Annotated in this window: 18 protein-coding genes; 13 read left to right on the forward strand and 5 right to left on the reverse strand. The window is 64.7% G+C overall.

What is annotated here, in order from left to right:
- Positions 1 to 3 precede the first annotated feature (3 nt).
- Complete coding sequence (locus EA798_RS00110; RefSeq protein WP_106156874.1) at positions 4 to 312, reverse strand: ElaB/YgaM/YqjD family protein; 309 nt, start codon at positions 310 to 312, stop codon at positions 4 to 6.
- 248 nt (positions 313 to 560) lie between these two features.
- Here EA798_RS00110 and pbpG point away from each other — a divergent pair, with 248 nt between their 5' ends.
- From pbpG to EA798_RS00130, 4 genes are all read left to right on the forward strand, one after another.
- Positions 561 to 1,499: a D-alanyl-D-alanine endopeptidase gene (gene pbpG / locus EA798_RS00115; RefSeq protein WP_122097642.1), complete on the forward strand. Its 939-nt coding sequence runs from the start codon at positions 561 to 563 to the stop codon at positions 1,497 to 1,499.
- Between the two features lie 150 nt (positions 1,500 to 1,649).
- Entirely contained in the window at positions 1,650 to 2,051 is a 402-nt protein-coding gene (locus EA798_RS00120; RefSeq protein WP_122097643.1) for a DUF2946 family protein, read from the forward strand.
- A gap of 119 nt (positions 2,052 to 2,170) precedes the next feature.
- Positions 2,171 to 4,219 (forward strand): TonB-dependent receptor, encoded by a 2,049-nt coding sequence (locus EA798_RS00125; RefSeq protein ID WP_122097644.1) that lies wholly within the window; start codon positions 2,171 to 2,173, stop codon positions 4,217 to 4,219.
- A gap of 5 nt (positions 4,220 to 4,224) precedes the next feature.
- A complete protein-coding gene (locus tag EA798_RS00130; protein ID WP_122097645.1) occupies positions 4,225 to 5,745 on the forward strand; it encodes a PepSY domain-containing protein in 1,521 nt (506 codons plus the stop codon).
- On the opposite strand, the gene EA798_RS00135 is transcribed toward EA798_RS00130, so the two are convergent.
- Positions 5,724 to 7,427, reverse strand: coding sequence for an alpha/beta hydrolase (locus EA798_RS00135; RefSeq protein WP_122097646.1), 1,704 nt, complete (start codon positions 7,425 to 7,427; stop codon positions 5,724 to 5,726). The genes EA798_RS00130 and EA798_RS00135 overlap by 22 nt on opposite strands.
- 184 nt (positions 7,428 to 7,611) lie before the next feature.
- On the opposite strand from EA798_RS00135, the gene treS reads away from it, so the two are divergent.
- The 3 genes from treS (at position 7,612) to EA798_RS00150 (ending at position 10,657) form a co-directional block, all read left to right on the forward strand.
- On the forward strand, positions 7,612 to 9,681 hold the full coding sequence (gene treS, locus EA798_RS00140) for a maltose alpha-D-glucosyltransferase (protein WP_122097647.1): 2,070 nt from the start codon (positions 7,612 to 7,614) through the stop codon (positions 9,679 to 9,681).
- Between the two features lie 79 nt (positions 9,682 to 9,760).
- Positions 9,761 to 10,366 carry an eCIS core domain-containing protein gene (locus EA798_RS00145; RefSeq protein WP_122097648.1) on the forward strand — a complete coding sequence of 202 codons (606 nt, stop codon included), beginning with the start codon at positions 9,761 to 9,763 and terminating at the stop codon, positions 10,364 to 10,366.
- 105 nt (positions 10,367 to 10,471) lie between these two features.
- Positions 10,472 to 10,657, forward strand: coding sequence for a hypothetical protein (locus EA798_RS00150; protein ID WP_106156856.1), 186 nt, complete (start codon positions 10,472 to 10,474; stop codon positions 10,655 to 10,657).
- A gap of 23 nt (positions 10,658 to 10,680) precedes the next feature.
- Here EA798_RS00150 and pgm read toward each other — a convergent pair whose 3' ends face one another.
- Positions 10,681 to 12,345 (reverse strand): phosphoglucomutase (alpha-D-glucose-1,6-bisphosphate-dependent), encoded by a 1,665-nt coding sequence (gene pgm, locus EA798_RS00155; RefSeq protein WP_122097649.1) that lies wholly within the window; start codon positions 12,343 to 12,345, stop codon positions 10,681 to 10,683.
- 248 nt (positions 12,346 to 12,593) lie between these two features.
- Here pgm and EA798_RS00160 point away from each other — a divergent pair, with 248 nt between their 5' ends.
- The 3 genes from EA798_RS00160 to EA798_RS00170 all read left to right on the forward strand — a co-directional run bounded on the left by EA798_RS00160 (position 12,594) and on the right by EA798_RS00170 (position 16,923).
- Positions 12,594 to 12,791 carry a DUF2934 domain-containing protein gene (locus tag EA798_RS00160; protein WP_122097650.1) on the forward strand — a complete coding sequence of 66 codons (198 nt, stop codon included), beginning with the start codon at positions 12,594 to 12,596 and terminating at the stop codon, positions 12,789 to 12,791.
- A gap of 184 nt (positions 12,792 to 12,975) precedes the next feature.
- Positions 12,976 to 14,457 (forward strand): YdgA family protein, encoded by a 1,482-nt coding sequence (locus EA798_RS00165; RefSeq protein ID WP_122097651.1) that lies wholly within the window; start codon positions 12,976 to 12,978, stop codon positions 14,455 to 14,457.
- A gap of 420 nt (positions 14,458 to 14,877) precedes the next feature.
- The gene (locus EA798_RS00170) at positions 14,878 to 16,923 is read left to right on the forward strand and encodes an ATP-binding protein (RefSeq protein ID WP_122097652.1); all 2,046 of its coding nucleotides are present in this window, start codon (positions 14,878 to 14,880) and stop codon (positions 16,921 to 16,923) included.
- Between the two features lie 11 nt (positions 16,924 to 16,934).
- Here EA798_RS00170 and EA798_RS00175 read toward each other — a convergent pair whose 3' ends face one another.
- Positions 16,935 to 17,822, reverse strand: coding sequence for a LysR substrate-binding domain-containing protein (locus EA798_RS00175; protein WP_122097653.1), 888 nt, complete (start codon positions 17,820 to 17,822; stop codon positions 16,935 to 16,937).
- A 132-nt stretch (positions 17,823 to 17,954) separates the two neighbouring features.
- Positions 17,955 to 18,494: a DUF421 domain-containing protein gene (locus EA798_RS00180; RefSeq protein ID WP_122097654.1), complete on the reverse strand. Its 540-nt coding sequence runs from the start codon at positions 18,492 to 18,494 to the stop codon at positions 17,955 to 17,957.
- 468 nt (positions 18,495 to 18,962) lie between these two features.
- Here EA798_RS00180 and EA798_RS20505 point away from each other — a divergent pair, with 468 nt between their 5' ends.
- The 3 genes from EA798_RS20505 (at position 18,963) to EA798_RS00190 (ending at position 21,293) form a co-directional block, all read left to right on the forward strand.
- Positions 18,963 to 19,805 (forward strand): hypothetical protein, encoded by an 843-nt coding sequence (locus EA798_RS20505; protein WP_147456772.1) that lies wholly within the window; start codon positions 18,963 to 18,965, stop codon positions 19,803 to 19,805.
- 220 nt (positions 19,806 to 20,025) lie between these two features.
- Positions 20,026 to 20,667, forward strand: a complete 642-nt coding sequence (locus tag EA798_RS20510) for a hypothetical protein (RefSeq protein WP_147456773.1) — start codon at positions 20,026 to 20,028, stop codon at positions 20,665 to 20,667.
- 59 nt (positions 20,668 to 20,726) lie between these two features.
- Positions 20,727 to 21,293 carry a DUF1993 domain-containing protein gene (locus tag EA798_RS00190; RefSeq protein ID WP_122097655.1) on the forward strand — a complete coding sequence of 189 codons (567 nt, stop codon included), beginning with the start codon at positions 20,727 to 20,729 and terminating at the stop codon, positions 21,291 to 21,293.
- The last annotated feature ends 83 nt before the right edge of the window (positions 21,294 to 21,376 follow it).

Below are 21,376 nucleotides of genomic sequence, written 5' to 3' on the forward strand. Positions count from 1 at the left end.
CGGTCAGCGACGGGTGATCAGGTAGCCGATCACGGCAAAGGCGCCGGCCGCCAGGGCCAGGGTGCCCAGCGGGTGCTCCTTGGCACAGTCACGCGCCGCGCGGCTGGCCTCGCGGGTGCGCTTGGACAGGTCGGCATAGTGCTCGTCCCAATCCTGATCGTGCCAGAGCGATTCGGCACGCGAGCGCAGTGCGCTCAGACGCTTGCGTGAATCACGGGCGGCATCGTGCTTCAGTTCATCGAGTGCGCGCATCAGGCTCTCGATCTCGTGCTGGACTTCTTCGCGGGTGGTGGACTTGCTGAAACGGGACATGGCGGGACCTCCCCTCGGTAAGTGTCAGCGTTTGACCTCGAAATGGCCGAGAGGTGCAGCCGGTCGCGGGCTGTCGTGCAGTGCGAGACACATCAGGATGTTTCTGCCGTGCCGGCAGCCAGCGGACTGCTTCCGACGAACCGTTCATCGGGAACAGGCGGGCCGTCTGGCGATTCCCTATACTGGCGTAACGTCTACCACGTCGCATTCAGCGCATTTCGCCCTTTCATCGCGGGGAAAAACCTATCGTGAACTTTCGTCGTACCCTGGCCAGTCTCTTTGTCGTCTGCCTGGCCTCGTTGCCGGTTCTTCATGCCCAGGCCGCCAAGCCGGCCGTCCAGGAACTCGCTTCCGGCAGTGCACTGCTGGTCGACCTGAATACCAATGAAGTGCTGTATTCCAGCAATCCCGACATGGTGGTGCCGATCGCCTCGGTGACCAAGCTGATGACGGCGATGGTGGCGCTGGATGCCAAGCTGCCGTTGGATCAGGCACTGCCGGTGACCATCCGCGATGCCAGGGAAATGCAGGGCGTGTTCTCCCGCGTACGCATCGGCAGCGAGATCAGCCGCCGCGAGATGCTGCTGCTGACCCTGATGTCCTCCGAGAACCGTGCTGCGGCGAGCCTCGCCCACCACTATCCGGGCGGTTACCCGGCGTTCATCCAGGCGATGAACGCCAAGGCGCGGGCGCTGGGCATGACCCGCACGTACTATGTCGAGCCCACCGGGCTGTCCGAGCGCAACGTCTCCAGCGCCAATGACCTGGTCAAGCTGATCCGCGCCAGCCGTCAGTACCCGCTGATCCAGCAGTTCAGCACTACCGACGAGAAGACCGTGGCCTTCCGCAAGCCCAACTACACCCTCGGCTTTCGCAACACCAACGCCCTGGTGCGCAAGAACAACTGGGACATCCAGCTGAGCAAGACCGGCTTTACCAACGCCGCCGGCCATTGCCTGGTGATGAGCACCACCATGAAGCAGCGCCCGGTGGCCTTCGTGGTGCTCGATGCATTCGGCAAGTACACCCACATGGCCGACGCCAACCGCCTGAAGAAGTGGCTGGAAACCGGCACGGTGACACCGGTGCCGGCCGCTGCCCTGGCCTACAAGCAGCAGAAGCAGGCCCAGCGCCAGCTCGCCGGCCAGCCTGCCGATGCGGCGCAGGCGCTGCTCGACGCCCGCTGAGCTCTACGGTTCGCTGCGTAGCGAGGTTCGTCGCGCAGCGAACCTGTCTGCAGGCCTCTCTGCAAACATTCTTGAGTTTGCTCAACTCTTTTTGCTGAGAGTCGTTCCTATCATGAACGCCATTCGCACCTGCGCCTGATCGGATCGCCGATGACACGCCGCCGCCTCCCCGCCTGGCTCGCCAGCCTGGCACTGCTGATCCATCTGCTGAGCATGCCGCTGTCTGGCCTGTTGCCGGCGGATGCCAAGCGGCTGCTCGGCTGGAGTGGGCATTGCCCGCTGATGCAGGCGCAGGTGCAGCAGGCGCATGCGCTGCACCCGCCGGCAGTCCATGGCGAGCATGATCCGGGCACCCATGGCGCGCACGGCGGGATGCCGCCTTGCTGCTGCTGTGCCGGTTCGGTGGGGCTGGCGGCGCTGCCCGGTGCAGCGCCGCAACTGCCGCAACACACCGCCGGCCAGCTGACCCGGCTCGCCGAATCACGCGTCTATCGACCGTCGCCACGGCAACAGTGGCCAGCCCTCAACCCTCGCGCTTCTCCCCTCGCCTGACGCCGCCGGCGTCACCCCTCGTTGCTTCGCCTGAACTGCCTGCACCGACCACGTGGTGCTGGCGTCTGCCTGCGGCCATTCGCCGTACGGCCATGCCTGTTGCACAAGGAACATGCGAGATGTTCGACCATCCTGCGCACCCTTCGCGGCGCCCTGCGCTGCCCCGTCTGTTCATCGCGGCCATCGCCGCTGCCTATTTGCCGGCAAGCCTTGCCGGTACCGCCGCCTCCGCGCTTTCGCTGGGCAGCAGCACCGTCACCGCAACCCAGTCGGGTGGTGGCCTGCCGACCAGCAGCGTGATCAGCTCGGTCGATCTGCTTGGCGGCGACATCCTCGAACAGCAGCCGGTGCTCTACAGCTGGGAGCTGTTCCGTCGTGCGCCTGGGGTGATGCTCACCGAATTCGGCCAGGGCACCAGCTCCGGCAAGCTGTCCTTTCGCGGCTTCAATGGCGAGGGCGAAGTCAACGCGGTCAAGCTGCTGATCGACGGCATCCCCAGCAACAGCAACGACGGCAACATGCCCTATCTGGACATGCTGTTCCCGCTGGAGATCGACGGCATCGAGGTGGTGCGTGGCACCAACGATCCGCGCTACGGCCTGTACAACATCGCCGGCAATGTTGCCGTGCAGTCGCGCATCGGTGGCGACTACGGCAAGGCGCGGCTGCGCTACGGCAGCTACGACACCCAGGAGCTGCAGCTGGCCAAGGGCATCGAAAGCGGCAAGTGGACGCAGAACTACTTCATCGGCCAGCAGAAGAGCGATGGCTACCGCGACCATGCCGGCAGCGAGCGCACCAGCCTGTCCGGCAAATGGTTCTACACGCCGGACGCCGGTAACTGGCGCCTTGGCCTGATCGCCCGGCACTACGAGGCCGAAGCCGACGAGCCGGGTTACCTGTCCCGTGAGGACGCACGGCACTCGCCCCGCCAGTCCTATGCGCTGTCGTCCAGCGACATGGGCGAGCGGCGCATGAACCAGCTCAGCCTGCACCTGGACAGCCAGCTGGCCAGCGACCTCAGCTGGGCGACCAAGGTCTGGCTCAACACCCTGGATGACGACCGCTGGGTGCGTTTCTCCCAGGCCCAGCCGCAACAGCGCCGCTCGACCGAAGAGAAGCACTACGGCGCACGTACTTCGCTGACCTACCGGCCGGACGTGTCCTGGCTCCATGACCTGGCGCTCGAAGGCGGCCTGGACACCGAACAGCAGCGCAACCGCAGCGAGCGCTACACCACTGTCGAGCGCCAGGTCGTGACCCAGACCCGCGACCAGCGCTTCGACTACGACAGCTACGGCGCCTACCTGCAGGCGGTAATCCAGCCGGTGGAATCACTGAAGATCATCCCGGCGTTTCGCGTCGACCGCATTCGGGGTGACTTCACCGACGAGCTGAGTGGCAACGATTACGCGATCAACGACTACGGCAGCATCGAGCAGCCGAAGATCAGCCTGATCTACACCCCCATCGAGCAGCTGAGCCTGTATGGCAACTGGGGGCGGACCTTCCAGATCGGCACCGGGGCGGCGGCCTACAAGGTGCCGCCACGCACCAGCGATCTCTCGCCGTCGATCAACGACGGCTGGGAGACTGGCATCAAGTTCAGCCCGGCGCACTGGATCGACGGGCGCGTCGCCTACTGGGAACAGGTGGCCACTGACGAGGTGCGGCGCCGGCTCAATGACCCCAGCGGTGAATCGGAAAACCTCGGGCAGACCCGCCGCTGGGGCTACGACGCCCAGCTCAACCTCTACCCTGCCAGCGATCTGAATCTGTGGCTGGCGCACTCCTGGCAGTTCTCCGAAATCGAGAAGGCCGACCCGAGCCTGCCGGCCAGTCAGGGCCAGCAGATCGACCACGTGCCGCAGCGGCTGTACTCGGCCGGCAGCACCTACCAGGCGACGCCGGACCTGCAGCTCAGCGCCTGGCTCAACGGCCAGACCGACTACTACCTCGAACGCGAGAACACCCAGGGCAAGTACGGCGGCTACGTGCTGTTCAACCTGGGCGCCAGTTACCAGCTGACCGAGCAGCTGGCCGTCGACCTGCAGCTGAAGAACCTCACCGAGCGCTACTACGAGTACGTCTGGTACGACGGCGCGCAGACCCTGCATGCACCGGGTGATGGCCGCGCGCTGTATGCGGCCGTGACCCTGGACTTCTGACCGGCATGAAGCGCTATCTGTACCTCGCACACCGCTGGCTGGGCATCGGGCTCGGTCTGTTCGTCCTGCTCTGGATCGTCAGCGGCGTGGTGATGCTCTTCGTCGGCTACCCCAAGCTGACGCCAGAGGAGCACCTGTCACGCCTGCAGCCGCTAGGTGGCGATTGCTGCGTCGCACCAGGCGCAGCGCTTGCCGTCAGCGCAGACCCGCGCACGCCGCTCAGCCTGCGTCTGACCGGCGCCGGTGGCTCGCCGCGCTATCTGTTGGACTACGGCGACGGCCCGTTGCTGGTGGTCGATGCGCGCAGCGGCAAGCGCATCGAGCACATCGGCGCCGCCGAGGCCCTGGCCAGTGCGCGGCAGTTCGCCGGTGCCGAGGTGCACTTGCTCGACCAGGTCGAGGAGGATGCCTGGACGCGCAACCACGCCCTGGCTCGCGAGCGACCGCTGTATCGCGTACAGGCGGACGATGCCGAAGGGCGTCTGCTGTACGTTTCCAGCCACACCGGGCTGGTGGTGCGCGACGCCACTGCCCACGAGCGCGCCTGGAACCTGCTGGGCGCCTGGCTGCACTGGCTCTACCCGTTGCGTGAAGTGTTGCCGAAGGCGCTCTGGTCGGTGGCGCTGGTCTACGGCGCGTTACTGGCTGCGGTGCTGGTGCTGCTGGGCATGCTGATCGGGCTGCTGCGCTGGCGCTTCGCCGGGCGTTACCGCAACGGCTCGCACTCGCCCTACCCGGCCGGCGCTGGCCGTGTGCACCACGTCGGCGGGCTACTAGCCGGCGTCGTGCTGCTGGTCTGGCTGGTCAGCGGCATGCTGTCGATGGAGCCCTGGGGGCTGTTCGAGAAACGTTCGACCATCGAGGCCGCCGCGCTAAGAAGTACGCCGCTGAACGCAGAGGCGGTCAAGACGGACCTTGTCTCCGCACTGGCCCGATTCCGCGAGGCCGATATCGAACCGGTGGAGCTGCAGTGGCACATGCTCGGCGAGCAGCCCTATATGTTCGGCATCGATGCCAGGGGCGAGACGCGCATTCTGCCCGTGGCATCCGCCGGGCCGGCGCAGGAGCACCTTGAGCGCGCAGTGCTGGAGCGCCAGGTCCACGAGGCCTGGCCGGAGCAGTCGCTGCACTTCGACTGGCTGGAACACGAGGATTTCCACTATTACGCCCGCAGCGAACCAAGCCTCTACAGCCATCTGCCGCGCCGCATGCCGCTGCTGCGGGTGCGTTTCGACGATCCGGCCGTGACCTGGCTGCACATCGATCCCTACAGCGGCACCGTGATTGAGCAGCTGGACCAGCGCCGGCGTGCGGTGCGCTGGGTGTTCAAGCTGCTGCACAGCTGGGACTGGCTGCCCTTGCTGCAACGGCCGCTGCTGCGTGACGGCCTGCTGCTGGCGTTCAGCGCCGGCATGCTGGCGATCGCCGTTAGCGGCGTACTGCTGGGCTGGCGCCGCCTGCGCGCTCGACCAAGGCGAGCCCGGGCGAGGACAGTGCGCGCCATTCAGCCGCCGCGGTTACCGTAGGCGGCTTCTTCGCTGTCCTCCTCGCTGGCGCGAGCCAGCTCCTGGGCCAGATGCTGCTTCAGGCGCTGCAGCGCGGCGTCGCTCCAGCCTGCCGGGGCGCTGACGATCCGCCAGGCATCGACGTAGTCGGCCGGTGCGTAGACGTGGCCGTAGCCGGGCGGTGTCGGTGTGGTCACTGCCATGTCTACCGCCAGCTGCAGCATGGTCACCAGCGGAAACCAGCGCAGCGACGGCGACACGTCCGGCCCGCGCGGCTCGCTCATCCAATCCGGCCGGCGCCAGGCATAGCGGTGGTCGAAGAAGGTGATCGGGTCGCTGGCATACTGCAGATAGAGCAGGCGCATCGGCCCCCAGGGTGCATCGGCGGGCTCCGGTGTGCCCTGCTGGTTCATGAAGCGTACGAAACGACCATCGCGCAACTGCGGGCGCCACTCCGGGCTGCCCTCGTTGCGACTGTCGGTGAGGCTGCGCCACAGGTCGCTGCGAAACGGCGGCCCGCTCCACAGCGCGCCATGAATGGGATCGCCGAGCAGCTCGTGCAGCTCCCACGAGCGTTGTGAATGCAGGGCGCCGAGGCTCAGCCCGTGCAGATACAGGCGCGGCCGCCGCTCGGGCGGCAGCTGCGTCCAGTAGGCATAGATTTCCGCGAACAGCGCGCGGGCCACGTCGCGGCCGTAATCCGCCTCCACCAGCAGTGCCAGCGGGCTGTTCAGGTAGGAGTACTGCAGCGCCACGCTGGCGATGTCGCCGTGGTGCAGGTATTCCACGGTGTTCATCGCGGCGGGATCGATCCAGCCGGTGCCGGTCGGCGTCACCACCACCAGCACCGAGCGTTCGAAGGCGCCGCTGCGCTGCAGTTCGCCGAGTGCCAGCCGGGCGCGCTGGCTTGGCGTCTCGGCGGCACGCAGGCCGACATAGACGCGGATCGGTTCCAGCGCCGGCCGGCCGCTGACCGCCGCGATATCTGCCGCCGACGGACCGGAGCCGATAAAGCCGCGCCCGGTGCGGCCCAGCTCTTCCCAGCGCAGCGCGGAGGCGGCACTGCCGCTTTTCAGTGGCGAATCGGGCGGCGCCGTTTCCGGCTCGATCAGCGCATCGTACTGGGCGAACGAGGCATCCAGCGCCCGCAGCGCCTGTGCCACCAGCACGTCGGTGGCCAGCGACCAGAACAGCGCCAGCGCCACCAGCACGCCGATGACGTTGGCCACCCGGCGCGGCAGGATGCGGTCGGCATGGCGTGAGACGAAGCGCGACACCAGCCGATAGAGTCGCGCCAGCGTCAGCAGGATGAGAAAGGTCGCCAGCGCGGTGAGGACCACCTCGATCAGATGCGCGCTGCTCACCGGCGGCATGCCCATCAGCGCGCGGACGGCGTTCTGCCAGCCGGCAACCTGGCTGAGAAAGAAACCCGCCAGCGGTACGCACACGGCGGCAATCAGCAGGTTGACCCGTTCGTGCAGATGCTCGGGGCGCTCCGGCAGGCCCAGATAGCGCCACAGCCAGCGCCAGAGCACGCCGATGCCGTAGCCGACCGCCAGCGCCGCGCCGGCCAGCACGCCCTGGCTCAGCGTCGAGCGCGGCACCAGCGAGGGTGTCAGCGCGGCGCAGAAAAACAGCGTGCCCAGCAGCAGACCGAAGCCGGACAGCGACCGCCACGCGGACAGCAGGGGAAGACGCAGCATCGATAACTCCACGATTGGTCTGCAGTTGGATGAGCAAAGCTTATCGCCTGGGCCTTTCGAGGCATCGCTGCCGCCACGGTTCCCGCCGGCGGCAGGCGTGCGGCGATCAATTCGATGCAACGATGGCCGAGCGGCCGACTCAAACGACTACATTTCCCTTAGCACAGCGGGAACCGACGTCGAAATGAGCACCCCAGACAATAGCTATATCCAGTGGCTGGTCGAGCAGTCCATGTTGCATGCGGCCCGCGAGCGCGCGCGGCTCTACGCCGGCCAGGCGCGGCTCTGGCAGCGGCCTTACGCGCAGGCGCGGCCGCGCGATGCCAGCGCCATCGCCTCGGTGTGGTTCACCGCCTACCCCGCGGCCATCATTACCCCCGAGGGCAGCTCGGTGCTCGAGGCGCTGGGTGACGACCGACTGTGGAGCGCGCTCTCCGAACTGGGTGTGCAAGGCATTCACAACGGCCCGATGAAGCGCTCCGGCGGCCTGCGCGGGCGCGAATTCACGCCGACCATCGACGGCAACTTCGACCGCATCAGCTTCGACATCGACCCGGCCCTGGGCACCGAGGAGCAGATGCTCCAGCTCAGTCGAGTCGCCGCCGCGCACAACGCCATCGTCATCGACGACATCGTCCCGGCGCACACCGGCAAGGGCGCCGACTTCCGCCTCGCCGAGATGGCCTACGGCGACTACCCGGGGCTCTACCACATGGTCGAGATCCGCGAGGAGGACTGGGAGCTGTTGCCGGAGGTGCCGCCGGAGCGTGATGCGGTCAATCTGGAGCCGCCAGTGGTCGACCGGCTCAAGGAAAAGCACTACATCGTCGGCCAGCTGCAGCGGGTGATCTTCTTCGAACCCGGCATCAAGGACACCGACTGGAGCGTCACCGGCGAAATCACCGGCGTCGACGGCAAGGTCAGGCGCTGGGTCTATCTGCACTATTTCAAGGAAGGCCAGCCGTCGCTGAACTGGCTCGACCCGACCTTCGCCGCCCAGCAGCTGATCATCGGCGATGCCCTGCACGCCATCGACGTGGCCGGCGCGCGCGTGCTGCGCCTGGATGCCAACGGCTTTCTCGGTGTCGAGCGGCGTGCCGAGGGCACCGCCTGGTCCGAAGGCCATCCGCTGTCGGTCACCGGTAACCAGCTGCTCGCCGGCGCGATCCGCAAGGCCGGCGGTTTCAGCTTCCAGGAACTGAACCTGACCATCGACGACATCGCCGCGATGTCCCATGGCGGTGCCGACCTGTCCTACGACTTCATCACCCGTCCGGCCTATCACCACGCGCTGCTTACCGGTGACACCGAGTTCCTGCGCATGATGCTGCGCGAGGTGCACGCCTTCGGCATCGACCCGGCCTCGCTGATCCATGCACTGCAGAACCACGACGAGTTGACCCTGGAGCTGGTGCATTTCTGGACCCTGCACGCCTACGACCACTACCACTACAAGGGCCAGACACTGCCCGGCGGACACCTGCGCGAGCTGATCCGCGAGGAGCTGTACGAACGGCTGACCGGCGAGCATGCGCCCTACAACCTCAAGTTCGTCACCAACGGCGTGGCCTGCACCACCGCCAGCGTCATCGCGGCGGCGCTGAACATCCGTGACCTGGACGCCATCGGCCCGGCCGAGGTCGAGCAGATCCAGCGCCTGCATATCCTGCTGGTGATGTTCAATGCCATGCAGCCCGGCGTGTTCGCCCTGTCCGGCTGGGATCTGGTCGGCGCCCTGCCGCTGCCGGCCGAACAGGTCGAGCACCTGATGGGCGACGGCGACACGCGCTGGATCAACCGCGGCGCCTACGACCTCGCCGAACTCGCACCGGATACCGCCGTGTCCGCCGAAGGCCTGCCGAAAGCCCGCTCGCTGTACGGCAGCCTGGTGCAGCAGCTGCAGGAAACCGGCTCCTTCGCCTGCCAGCTCAAGCGCATCCTCAGCGTGCGTCAGGCCTACGACATTGCCGGGAGCAAGCAGATCCTGATTCCGGATGTGCAGGCGCCGGGCCTGCTGATCATGGTTCACGAGCTGCCAGCCGGCAAAGGCGTGCAGATCACCGCGCTGAACTTCAGCGCCGAAACCATCAGCGAAACCGTCTGCCTGCCCGGCGTGGCGCCCGGCCCGGTGGTGGACATCATCCATGAGCGGGTCGAAGGCGATCTCACCGAGAACTGCGAGCTGACCTTCAACCTCGACCCCTACGAAGGCCTGGCCCTGCGCGTGGTGAGCGCCGCGTCGCCGGTGATCTGAAGGCCCCCTTCGCGAGCCCCGGGCGCACGGCTATAGTGCGCACCGGCCCGGGGCTCGCCCTCGCCTTCGAGGACTTCGCGTGTCGTTCACCCCGCTTCTTCGCCGTCTCACCCTGCTACTCGCAGGCATCGCATGGGCCGGCGCTCCGGCTCTGGCACAGACGGCCTGCCCGCCCGGCCAGCAACCGATCTGCCTGAGTGGCAGCTGCCTCTGCGTGCCCGGCTCGGCAACCGATACCCAGGCCGTGTACGACCGCATGCAACGGATGGCCGCGCTGGCGCTGCAGAACTGGATTCAGCAGTCGCGGGACCGGCTGGTGGCGGGCGGCGTCGAGCCGATGCCGCTGCATATCCGCTCGCAGCTCGAGCCCTTTTTCGATCTCGCGGTGCTGGAAAGCGCGCACTACCGCGTCGGCGACGAGGTGGCGCTGAATGCCGGCAACACCCTGCTGCGCAACCCGGACGTCAATGCCGTGACCCTGATCGACGTCATCGTCTTCCGCCACGCCAGCGACGCGCAGGACAACGTCGCGCTCTGGGCCCACGAGCTCAAGCACGTCGAACAGTATCTGGACTGGGGCGTCGCCGAGTTCGCCCGGCGCTATACGCTGGATTACCGCTCCGTGGAGCAGCCGGCGTATGCGCTGGAACTCGAGGTGGAAAAAGCGCTGGATGCGCGACCCTGAGCGGTCGCTCGCGTCGCAGCGGATGCGCGGCGCCCGGCTGCAGCGGATCGCATCGGCTGCGGCGCAGTCAGATGCCAGACAGATCCCGCCAACAGGAGCCTAGCCATGAGCGTGACCGTGACCAAGCTCGAAGGCGACGCCATTCCCGAGCATCTGCGCCACCCGGATATCGCCATGGTCTATCGGGTCACCGATGCCGATGGCAACAGCCGCTATCTGACCGATGACGTCGAAGCCGCGCAGCTGGCGGTCAACATCAGTGACCGCCAGCAGCTGGAGCCCGACGCCTGACGCCTGACGCCGGGTCGTAGTCTTCAGCCGGCCAGCACCGAATCCACCAGCGCCTTGGCCTCGGCCTGGATGCGCGCCAGGTGCGCCTCGCCTTCGAAGCTCTCGGCGTAGATCTTGTAGACGTCCTCGGTGCCGGACGGCCGCGCGGCGAACCAGCCGTTCGCCGTTTCCACCTTCAGCCCGCCGATGGCCGCGCCGTTGCCCGGTGCCTCGGTGAGGATGCGGGTGATCGGCTGGCCGGCCAGCTCCTTGGCCGAGACCTGTGACGCCGACAGCTTGCCCAGGCGTGCCTTCTGCTCGCGATTGGCCGCGGCGTCGATGCGCTGGTACACCGGCGCGCCGAAGCGGTCGGTCAGCGCCTGGTAGCGCTCGCTTGGGTCCTTGCCGGTGACTGCGGTGATCTCCGCGGCCAGCAGGCCGAGGATCAGCCCGTCCTTGTCGGTGGACCAGGCGCCGCCCTGCTTGTCGAGGAACGAAGCGCCGGCCGACTCCTCGCCGCCGAAGCCCAGGCTGCCATCCATCAGGCCGTCGACGAACCACTTGAAGCCCACCGGCACTTCCACCAGGCGGCGCTCGATGCCGGCGGCAACACGGTCGATCATCGAGGAGGACACCAGCGTCTTGCCGATGCCGGCCTCGGCGCTCCAGCCCGGACGATGGGTGAACAGGTATTCGATGGCCACGGCCAGGTAATGGTTGGGGTTCATCAGCCCGCCGGAGCGGGTGACGATGCCGTGGCGGTCATGGTCGGTGTCGCAGGCGAAGGCCACGTCGAAGCGGTCCTTGTTCTCGATCAGCCCGGCCATGGCATGCGGCGAGCTGCAGTCCATGCGGATCTTGCCGTCCCAGTCCAGGCGCATGAAGCGGAAGGTCGGGTCGACCACCGTGGACAGCACCTCCAGCGGCAAGCCGAAGCGTTCGGCGATGCGCGGCCAGTAGTGCACGCCGGCGCCGCCCAGCGGGTCGACGGCGAACTTCAGGCCCGAGCCGCGGATGGCGTCGAGGTCGATCACCCGCTCCAGCCCGCCGACATAGGCGTCGATGAAATCGAAGCGCTGGGTGGTGGCGGCCTTCAGCGCCTGGCGGTAATCCATGCGCTTGACGCCATCGAGACCGGCGACCAACAGCGCATTGGCGCGCTCCTGAATCCACTTGGTCACGCCGGTGTCGGCCGGGCCGCCATTGGTGGGGTTGTACTTGAAGCCGCCATCGCCCGGCGGGTTGTGCGACGGCGTGATGACGATGCCATCGGCCAGCCCGCTCGTGCGGCCGCGGTTGTAGCTGAGGATCGCGTTGGAGATCGCCGGGGTCGGCGTATAGCCCGGCTCGCCGCCGGTTTCCGGGCAGCCGGCGTCGATGCGTGTCTCGATGCCGTTGGCCGCCAGCACTTCCAGCGCCGAGATGAATGCCGGCTCGGACAGCGCGTGGGTGTCCATGCCCATGAACAGCGGGCCGTCGATGCCTTGCTGGCGGCGGTAATCGCAGATCGCCTGGGTGGTGGCGAGGATGTGCCACTCGTTGAAGCTGCCCTTGAGCGAGGAGCCGCGGTGCCCAGACGTGCCGAACGCCACCTGCTGCGCCGGGTCGGACGGGTCCGGCCGGTCGCTGTAGTAGCGCGCCACCAGGCGCGGCAGGTGGGTCAGGGTGTGCGGGTCGGGCAGGCGTCCTGCGTTGGGGGCGATACTCATCGGTCAGTCCTGTGCGAAAAGGCGGTACGCCGGCCCTGGCGGGCGCAGCGCGAAGCGAATGAAACGCCAGTTGGCGCCATTAATCCAGAGCTTCGACCGCACCAGCGGCGGCGGTTCCATGCGCGGCGCTATCCAGCCTGCGACGTTTTGGCCAAGCGCGCTCGTCGCCCCGCCGGAACCTCCACCGCAGCCCCCTTTCCACTGCTTAGCGGCTCGCGTTCGCGGGCCCGTGACCAGGAGGTTGTCACATGAACGTCGACGAACGAATCCGCCAGCGCGCCTATGAAATCTGGCAAGCCGAAGGCCAGCCCGAAGGCAAGGACGCCGAGCATTGGCAACAGGCCCGTGAGGAAATCGAGCCCTTCTACAAGGAAGGTGACGCCGAGGCCGGCGGCATCGAAAGCAGCGTGGCCATCCCGATGCCGAAATCCGACAGCACCCACTAGCGCCGCCGGCCGGGCGGCGAAGGCGCATGACGTGTCGTCCCGCCCGAATCTGCTGCGACGTTCTCAGCCTTTTCATCCCGTTGCCAGGCGCGCTGGAGCCCGCCGAAGCGCGCTGCTAGAGTGCCGCCGCTTGCCAACCACCGGCTGACAGGACGTCTGCCCAGCCGCCGCACAGGATGCTTCCATGAAAAAGCTTGCACTCGCCGTTGCCGTATCGCTGGCGCTCTTCGGCGCCGCCACCGTCTACACCAGCACCCAGGTCGAATCGACCGCCCGCGATGCCGTCGACCAGGCCAACCTCAAGCTGCGCGAGATGAGCGTCGGCGCGGCTGCCGATGTCAGCCTCACGCTGCTCAGCTTCGAGCGCGGTCTGCTGTCCAGCGCCGCGCGCTACCAGATCGACTTCAACATCCCGGATGACGAAGGCAACGACCGTCAGTACAGCCTGCTGCTGAACGATCGCCTCGAACACGGCCCGTTCCCCGTATCGCGCCTGGCCCGTGGCCAGCTGGTGCCGGTTGCCGCGCAGAGCCACTTCGAACTCGAGCGCACCCCGCTGACGCAGAAGCTGTTCGATGCCGCCGCCGGCAACGTGCCGCTGGTGGGCGAGGTGACCATCGGCTACGACGGCGGCCAGTCCGGCGATCTGCGTACCCCTGCCTTCAACATCGAGGATGAAGACGGCAGCATGCGCATCGCCCCCGCCACCCTCAATTTCGCGGCAGACAAGGACGGCAGCAATGTGCGCATGGACGGCCAGTTGGCCGAAGTCGATTTCGATCGGAAGCGCACCGACAGCGGTCAGCCGGTACAGGTGAGCCTGCGCGGCATCGGCCTGAGTGCGGACAAGCAGGACTATGCCGATGGCATCGGCTTCGGACCGTCCGCCATCACCCTGGAGCGCATGGATATCAAGGCGGGCGACGAACCGGCCGTGGTCATCCAGAACGCCTCGGTCGACGAGGTGCTGAGCCGCGGCAGCCGTGGTCTCGACCAGACCATCGCCTACCGCATCGGCGAGATCAGCGCCAAAGGCCAGACCTTGCGCAACCTCGCCCTCGCCTTCAGCCTGCGTAACCTCGAGGAAAGCAGCCTCAAGGCGCTGGTGGCCAGCTACAGGGAAATTCTCGACGGCAATGCCACGCCGCAGGAGTCCTTCGCCGGCATGACCGACGCCCAGCAGCAGGAACTGCAAACCCGTGCTCTTGAGCTGCTCGAACACAAGCCCAGCCTGGCCCTCGACGAGTTCGGCTTCGAGACCGCCCACGGCTCCGCCCGCCTGTCCGTCGTGCTCGACCTGCAGTCCCCGAGCGCAGAGGCTTTCACCCCGGATGCGATGATCACCAGCATGCTCGCCTCGCTCAAGGCCGACGCCGGTATCGACAAGGATCTGGTGCGTGACATCGCCGGGCTGGTTGCGCAGAACAACCGGCGTGACGGCCAGCTCGACCTGACGGCACTGCAGCAGGAAGCGGACGCCGCCACCGAGCTGTTCAGCGGCATGGCGCTGAACACCGGCTGGTCGCGCCTGGAAGGCGAGCGCCTGGTCAGTTCGCTGCACTACGCCAACGACAAGGTGACCTTCAACGGCCGTGACATGAGCGTGCAGGAATTCGTCGGTTTCGCCTTCGGCTCGGCGCACAACGCCGGTCTGCTCGGCCAGTAACGCCAGGCGGCGGCTGCCACCGCACAGAGCGAACGACCCGCGGCCCTGTTCAGCACTTCGCTGGGCAGGGCCGCATCGCCTGGGCCCGCTGCGGCCGTTCCGATCATCTGCACCACCCTGCTACCGCCCTGGCCTCGCCTGGCCCTCGGGGCCGCTTCCTGCAGCTGCCGGCGACCGCGCGGCCGAGCAAAAAATGCCCGCGCGTCGTCCTGACCCGGTATTCACCTGCGCTCCGTCAGGTGGCTGGAACCATCGTCGCCATCGCCGCCTCTGCTGAATATGCAAACGCGCCAGGCCTGATCGGCTTCGCTGATTACGCCCTGCCGCAGCGAGGGAAACGCACGCTCAACCCCACCATGCAGCTTCGCGCTGGTGGATAGCCGCCCCGCGAGGTTTCCATTCAAAGGTTCCGCTTGTCCGATGACGCAGATGCTCAACTATCAGGCGATATTCGAAGCCGTCCCCAACCTGCATCTTGTCCTCGCGCCCGATCAGGACTTCACCATCCTGGCCGCGAGCGATGCGCAACTGCGCGCCACCCACATGCGCCGGGAAGAAAGCATCGGCCGACCAGTGTTCGACGTATTCCGCAAGAACCCGGACGATCCGACCGAGTTCGGCACCAGCGTATTGCGCGACTCGCTTGAGCGCGTGCTGCGCTCCCGGGCGCCGGACCGCATGGCGATCACTCGCTACGACATCCCGCGGCCTGCGGCAGAAGGCGGCGGTTTCGAACTGCGCTACTGGCGGCCGCTGAATGTCCCGGTGCTCGATGAGCACGGCGCGGTGCTCTACATCATCCATCAGGTCGAAGACGTGACCGAGGACGTCCTGTGCCAGGGCAGCAGCACCAGTCTCAGCTTCCTGGAGGAGCGCTTTCGCGCTGCGCTGCTCGGCTCCGGCATCGGCACCTTCACCTGGTTCTTCAGCGATGGCAGCCTCAGCCTGGACAGCGCGCTGGAGCAGCTCTTCCGCCTGCCGCTCGGGCTGAAGGTCACCAGCGTCGATGCCTTCGTCGAGCAGGTTCACCCCGAAGACCGCGCCGATGTGCGGCTGGCCTTCGAGCACTACGCCAGGGGCGACGACTACACCACGGAGTTTCGCCTGCTGCGTGCCGACGCGCAGTGCTGGCTGGCCTGCAAGGCCAAGGCGTTTCGCGATGCCAACGGCGCGCTGGCCTATGTTGCCGGCGCCTGCACCGACATCAGCGCACGCCGGCATGCCGAACACGCGTTGCGCGTCAGCGAAAACAGCCTGCGTCAGCTCAACGAGACTCTCGAGGCGCGGGTAGCCACCGAGGTCGCCGAGCGCAGCCGCGCCGAAGAAGCCCTGCGCCAGGCGCAGAAGATGGAGGCCGTCGGCCAGCTCACCGGCGGCATCGCCCACGACTTCAACAACCTGCTGACCGGCATCATCGGCAGCCTCGACCTGATGCAGCGTCGTCATCAGCGTGGCGAGGCGCTGGAGCTGGAGCGCTATATCGGTGCCGCCGTGACGTCCGCCCAGCGCGCCGCCGCGCTGACCCAGCGGCTGCTGGCCTTCTCCCGGCAGCAGGCGCTCGACCTCAGGCCGGTCGACGTCAACCACTTGGTGGCCTCGCTGGAGGACCTGCTGCATCGCACCACGGGCGAGAACATCGCCATCGAGACGCGCCTCAGCGCCGGGCTGCTGCCCGCCTGCATGGACGTCAACCAGCTGGAGAGCGCGCTGATCAACCTCGTCATCAATGCGCGGGACGCCATGCCCAGCGGCGGCCGCATCACCCTGTCCACCGCCAGCTTCACCATGGGCGACACGCCCGACCCGAAGAAACGTGGCCTGGGCGCCGGCGAGTACGTGCTGCTCAGCGTCAGCGACACCGGCACCGGCATGGCGCCGAACGTCATGGCCCGCGCGTTCGAGCCGTTCTTCACCACCAAGCCGATCGGCCAGGGCACCGGGCTCGGGCTGTCGATGGTGTATGGCTACATCAAGCAGGCCAAGGGCTACATCCAGATCGAATCCGAGCTGGGCATCGGCACCCGGGTGCACCTCTACCTGCCGGTGCATCAGGGCGAAGTCACCGCCCTCGCCCACGAGCCCGAGCGCACGCCCACAGGCGCTGGCGAAACCATCCTGGTGGTCGAGGATGAGCCGGTGGTCCGCTCGCTGGTGGTCGAGGTGCTGAACGAGCTGGGCTATGAAACGCTGGAGGCCGGCGAAGCCAGCGAAGCGCTGTGCATCACCGAGAGCGAGCAGCGCATCGACCTGCTGATCTCCGACGTCGGCCTGCCCGGCATGAACGGCCGGCAACTGGCCGATATCGCCCGCCAGCAACGGCCCGGCCTGAAGGTGCTGTTCGCCACCGGCTATGCCGAGAGCTTTGCCGCCAACGATTTTCTCGGCCCGGACATGGCGGTGATCACCAAGCCCTTCGCCATCGATGTCTTCGCCACCAAGGTTGGCGAGATGCTCGGCAACGGCTGATTGGTGTCCGGCTACGCGCCCAGGCGCTCGCTGAGAAAGTCGATAAAGCAGCCGATGCGCGAAGCCAGCGCGGTGTTGCGGTAGTACACCGCATTGATCGGCTGGCGCACGTCGACGCGCTGCGCCGCCAGCACCTCCATCAGCTCGCCGCGCTGGCGATCCTTGTCCGTCATGAAGTCGGACAGGCACACCAGCCCCTCGCCGGCCAGCGCCAGTTCACGCGCTGTATCGCCGCTGGAGACACGCAGCGCCGGGGTGATCCGCCAGCTCTCGCCCAGTGCATGGCGCAGCGGCCACTCGTTGAGCCGGTCCGGCTCGGTAAAGCCGATCAGGCTGTGCTCCGCCAGGTCCTCGACCTGCTGCGGTGCGCCATGCCGCGCCAGATAGGCCGGGCTCGCCAGCACCCTACGCATGGTGTGGCACAGCGGCCGTGCATGCAGGCTGGAATCGGGCAGCGGGCCGATGCGGATGGCCAGGTCGGTGCGCCGCTCCAACAGGTCGATGATGCGGTCGTCGCTGTACAGCTCCAGCTCGATCTGCGGGTAGCGCACGCGAAAGTCACCGATCAGCGGCGCGATCACATGCAGCATGAACGGCGAGGCGGTGTTGACCCGCAGGCGCCCTGCCGGTGTCTGCCGCCGCAGCGCCATCTGCTCCTCGGCCTCCTCCACGCTGGCCAGAATGCGCCGCGCCTGCGCCAGGAACACCTCGCCCTCCTCGGTCAGCTCGAGGCGCCGTGTGGTGCGGCGCAACAGCGTCACCGCCAGCTTGTCCTCCAGCCGACTCAACGCCCGGCTGACACCCGAGGCGGTCTGTTCCAGCTGCCCGGCCGCGGCGCTGATCGAGCCACTGTCGACCACGCTGACAAAGGCGAGCATTTCGTCGAGGTTGGTTTTCATCGGTGGGAATCGCATCGAAGGGGTGGCGGGAAGCAACGAGTCTGGCGGCACCACCGCGTGGCGGCAACCGAACCGGCGCGGCCGCCCGGCGGCAGGCCCGTCGATCAGCCGCCGGTGAAGGGTGCCACGGCCTCAAACGCCCTTTTCGTTCGGCCCCGGCACATTCACCCCGTCCAGCGTGGAACGGCTGTCGCCGGCGCCATCTGTGATCACGCTGAAACTGCCATCGGTTTCCAGCACCACCGCCTCGATGCCATCCAGCGCGGCCAGCCCCTGACTGCGCGCCGCAGCCCGCACCTCATCCTCGGTCACCCGCGCCGCGCGCAAGGCATCGCCGAGAAAACGCCCGCGAAAGAACAGCAGCGCCGGCTCGCCCGTCACCGTACGCCGCACCCACGCCACCCGCACGCTGGACCAGGTGACGGCGTACTGCAGCCCGATCAACAGCGCCAAGGCCAGCACCCCCTCGGCCAGCGACACATCGCGATTGAGCAGAATCGTCGCGAAGGTCGAGCCCAGCGCCACCGTCACCACCAGATCGAACGCATTCATCTTCGACAACGTCCGCCGGCCCGACAGGCGCAACAGCAACACCAGACTGATATAGGCCAGCACGCCCACCACCAGCGTGCGTATCAGCGTCGCTCCACTACTGAAAAACATGCCTTCCACGATCACCTCCGCAACTGAGCCATGCAGGGGTGGACAGGGTAGGCGGCGGGAAAGTGCAAATGGCGCAAGTGATCACGCGTAGGTGACGGCGTGAAAAACCGAGGATTGATCCATGGTCTGCTTTACCCATACGGAAGCAGTGGCTAATGTGCCATCACGCGCAGGAATTGCGCACTCGATCACGGTTCCGCTGCGACGCACGATCTGCACCGGTCCGCTACCAAGGAAGGTACAGATGGCGCGTTTGTTTCCTGTTCGCTCGCAATGCCGATTCGAAACACCCGGTGAGCGGCGTTTTGCCGGGCGGCTGGAAAAGCTGCTGGAAGACGATCTACCTCTCTGCTGGAGCAACGTCCCGGTCCGGCGCCAAGGCGCGCTAACCGGCAGGAGAGTTGTAAGAATAATAATTAATCTGCCCCGTTTGTTATTTACTTCCCTTTCTATCTCTTGTTCGGTTTGGATAAGTGTATGTATCTCGATGTGAATTTTGACTGTGAATGCGGGAGTGTCGTTGAGGATAGCTTGATATATCCGGCATCAAGATTTTCAACGGAGCAAGAGCGTAAAGCGGAGACTGAGACCGAGCATGAGCTAGAGTGTGACAGTTGCGGGCGTCCGTACATCGTTTCTCTACGAAGTAGTTTCTATGGGGTTCAGTGTTCCGTAGATAATGGAGACATTGATCCTCGGGTTGGAGTGCCGTATCCATCAGAATCTAAAGAAGAACTGCCTTGGCTCGGCGAGGACAGCCAGCGAATCCTTATTTTTCGGCAACAGTTGAAAACCATAAATTTGCTTGTCGAATCTCAGTTTTCTGAAGATGTAATTCACGGGCTATCTGTGATGCTTCATGGTCACGCCGTAGCTGCGGCTGAAGGGTATTTGTATTCAACATTCATCGAGCATGTTAAATCTTCTGATGTCTTAGTCAGGTCTTTAGTGGAAAGCGACCCGGAATTTTCAAAGAGAACGTTTTCTTTGTCGGAAATATTTTCTAGGCAGGAAGTTCTAAGTAGTGAAATTGAGAAGTATCTTAAGGACCTAATATTTCATAATCTACATAAAACCAAAGAAATGTATAAATCTGTGCTGGGTTTCGATTTTGGAGATGTCGGCTGGTTTTTTAAGGCTATAACAATCAGGCATCATTGCGTGCACAGAGGCGGCTATGACAAAGAAGGAAACAGACTTTCAATTTCGCTTGATTCGGTGCGTGAGCTTGCTTCTAATTTAAGTGATTTGGTGGAAAGCATTGAAGTTAGGGTTAAGGATTTTGATTATAGTGGTAACCGCATTCTTTCATCTTTATAGAAAAGCGGGGCAATTTATTTTTCGTCGACTAGCTTCATAATGGTCGTAAAAAGGGATGGATGTATTTTCTGTTCCTTTCCCGCCCTGATATCCCGGCGCGTATAAATCGCCTGGCACTGCTGCCAAAAAATAATGTCAATTTGAAAAAACATCCATGTTGCGCTCGGGTTAGCTATTCTTTAATTGCTTAATGATTATCTAAAAACTTTTGCTAAAAATTATGATATTTGAATTCTGGAAGGATCTACCCGAAAAAGCGTGCATTCATCCAAAAGACATTGGTGTCCTTAATGAACATCGAGCAGTTTTTGAACTTAATGTACCTCCTGGGCATATCAACGGCCGGTTAAAAACAGCACCTGTGGTGGCGCTCTTTCTGAATCCAGGATTTGAGGAAGAAGACAGGAATATCTTTGACAGTGATAAATCCAGAGAGCGACTTTTTAAACAAATCCAAGGCGAAAGTGATTTCCCCCTTTGGTTTGCTAGATGGAAGAGATGGTTTTTGCCAAGGGTCAGAATTGGCAATATGACAGAAGAGCAGATTGCTAGTAATGTCTCTATATTCAATGTTTGCTCGTACGCCTCCAAGGATGCAAGACTTTTAACCCCATCAATAATTGCGAAGCTTCCGAGCTCACAAGTTGCAATCGGCTATCTTCACAGTGTATTAATTCCACAAGCTCAAAGAGGCGAGAGATTCATTGTCGTCTGTAGAGCTGCCTGGGCTTGGAATATCGATAGTTCATTAGAGTGCGAACATATAAAGTTCGTAAAAAATCCACGGGGCGGTTATTTTGGTCCTGAAATACGTGGAAAAATCGAAGCCTGGCTAAAAACAAGGCAACCTACACAAGCCTAACAAGTGGTTTAGCCACTTGGTCTGCTAATTCGGTCTCGTCTACCACAAGGTAAGAACCCGTGCAGCTCACAACCCTCCTCGTCCCAACCTACACGCAAATGCTCAAAACCCTCTCCGGCTGGCTGAAAAAAGCGCAGGCCCAGCTACCGGAAGCGGAGGCGCAGGGGTTGTTATCCGCGCGGCTGGCGCCGGATATGTTTCCGCTGTCGACTCAGGTTCGCTTTGCCTGTGTGCAGGCGCGGGAGGCGGTGTGCCGGCTGAGGGGAGAGGCCTTTCCGGCTGTGATCAACGAGTTGCTGGACGAGGGGCGGCACGCTGGTGAGCGGCCGGGCACGCTGGCCGATGCCTATGCCCGGATCGATGAAACGGTGGCGTTGCTCGACGGCCTCGCCGCCGATGCGCTGAATATGGAGGCGGACAAGCCGATCGCCCATGAGCTGGCAAACGGGATGATCTTCGACCTGACGGCGGAGCAGTACGCCCGTGACTGGACGCTGGCGCAGTTCTATTTCCACGTGATGACCGCGTATTCGATCCTGCGTAAGGAAGGGATCGAGCTGGGCAAGGCGGATTACGTGGCGCACATGCTGCCCTCTCTGCGGCCGGAGTCGGTTCCGAAGGGGTAATGGCTGCTCTACCGTTGTAGCTGCGCAGGCCGCTGGAGCTCGGATTACGGTAATCCAGGCGATGGGGCATGCCCTTGAGCCGA

This window comes from Pseudomonas songnenensis, from assembly GCF_003696315.1.
GTDB classification, from domain to species: Bacteria; Pseudomonadota; Gammaproteobacteria; order Pseudomonadales; family Pseudomonadaceae; genus Stutzerimonas; species Stutzerimonas songnenensis.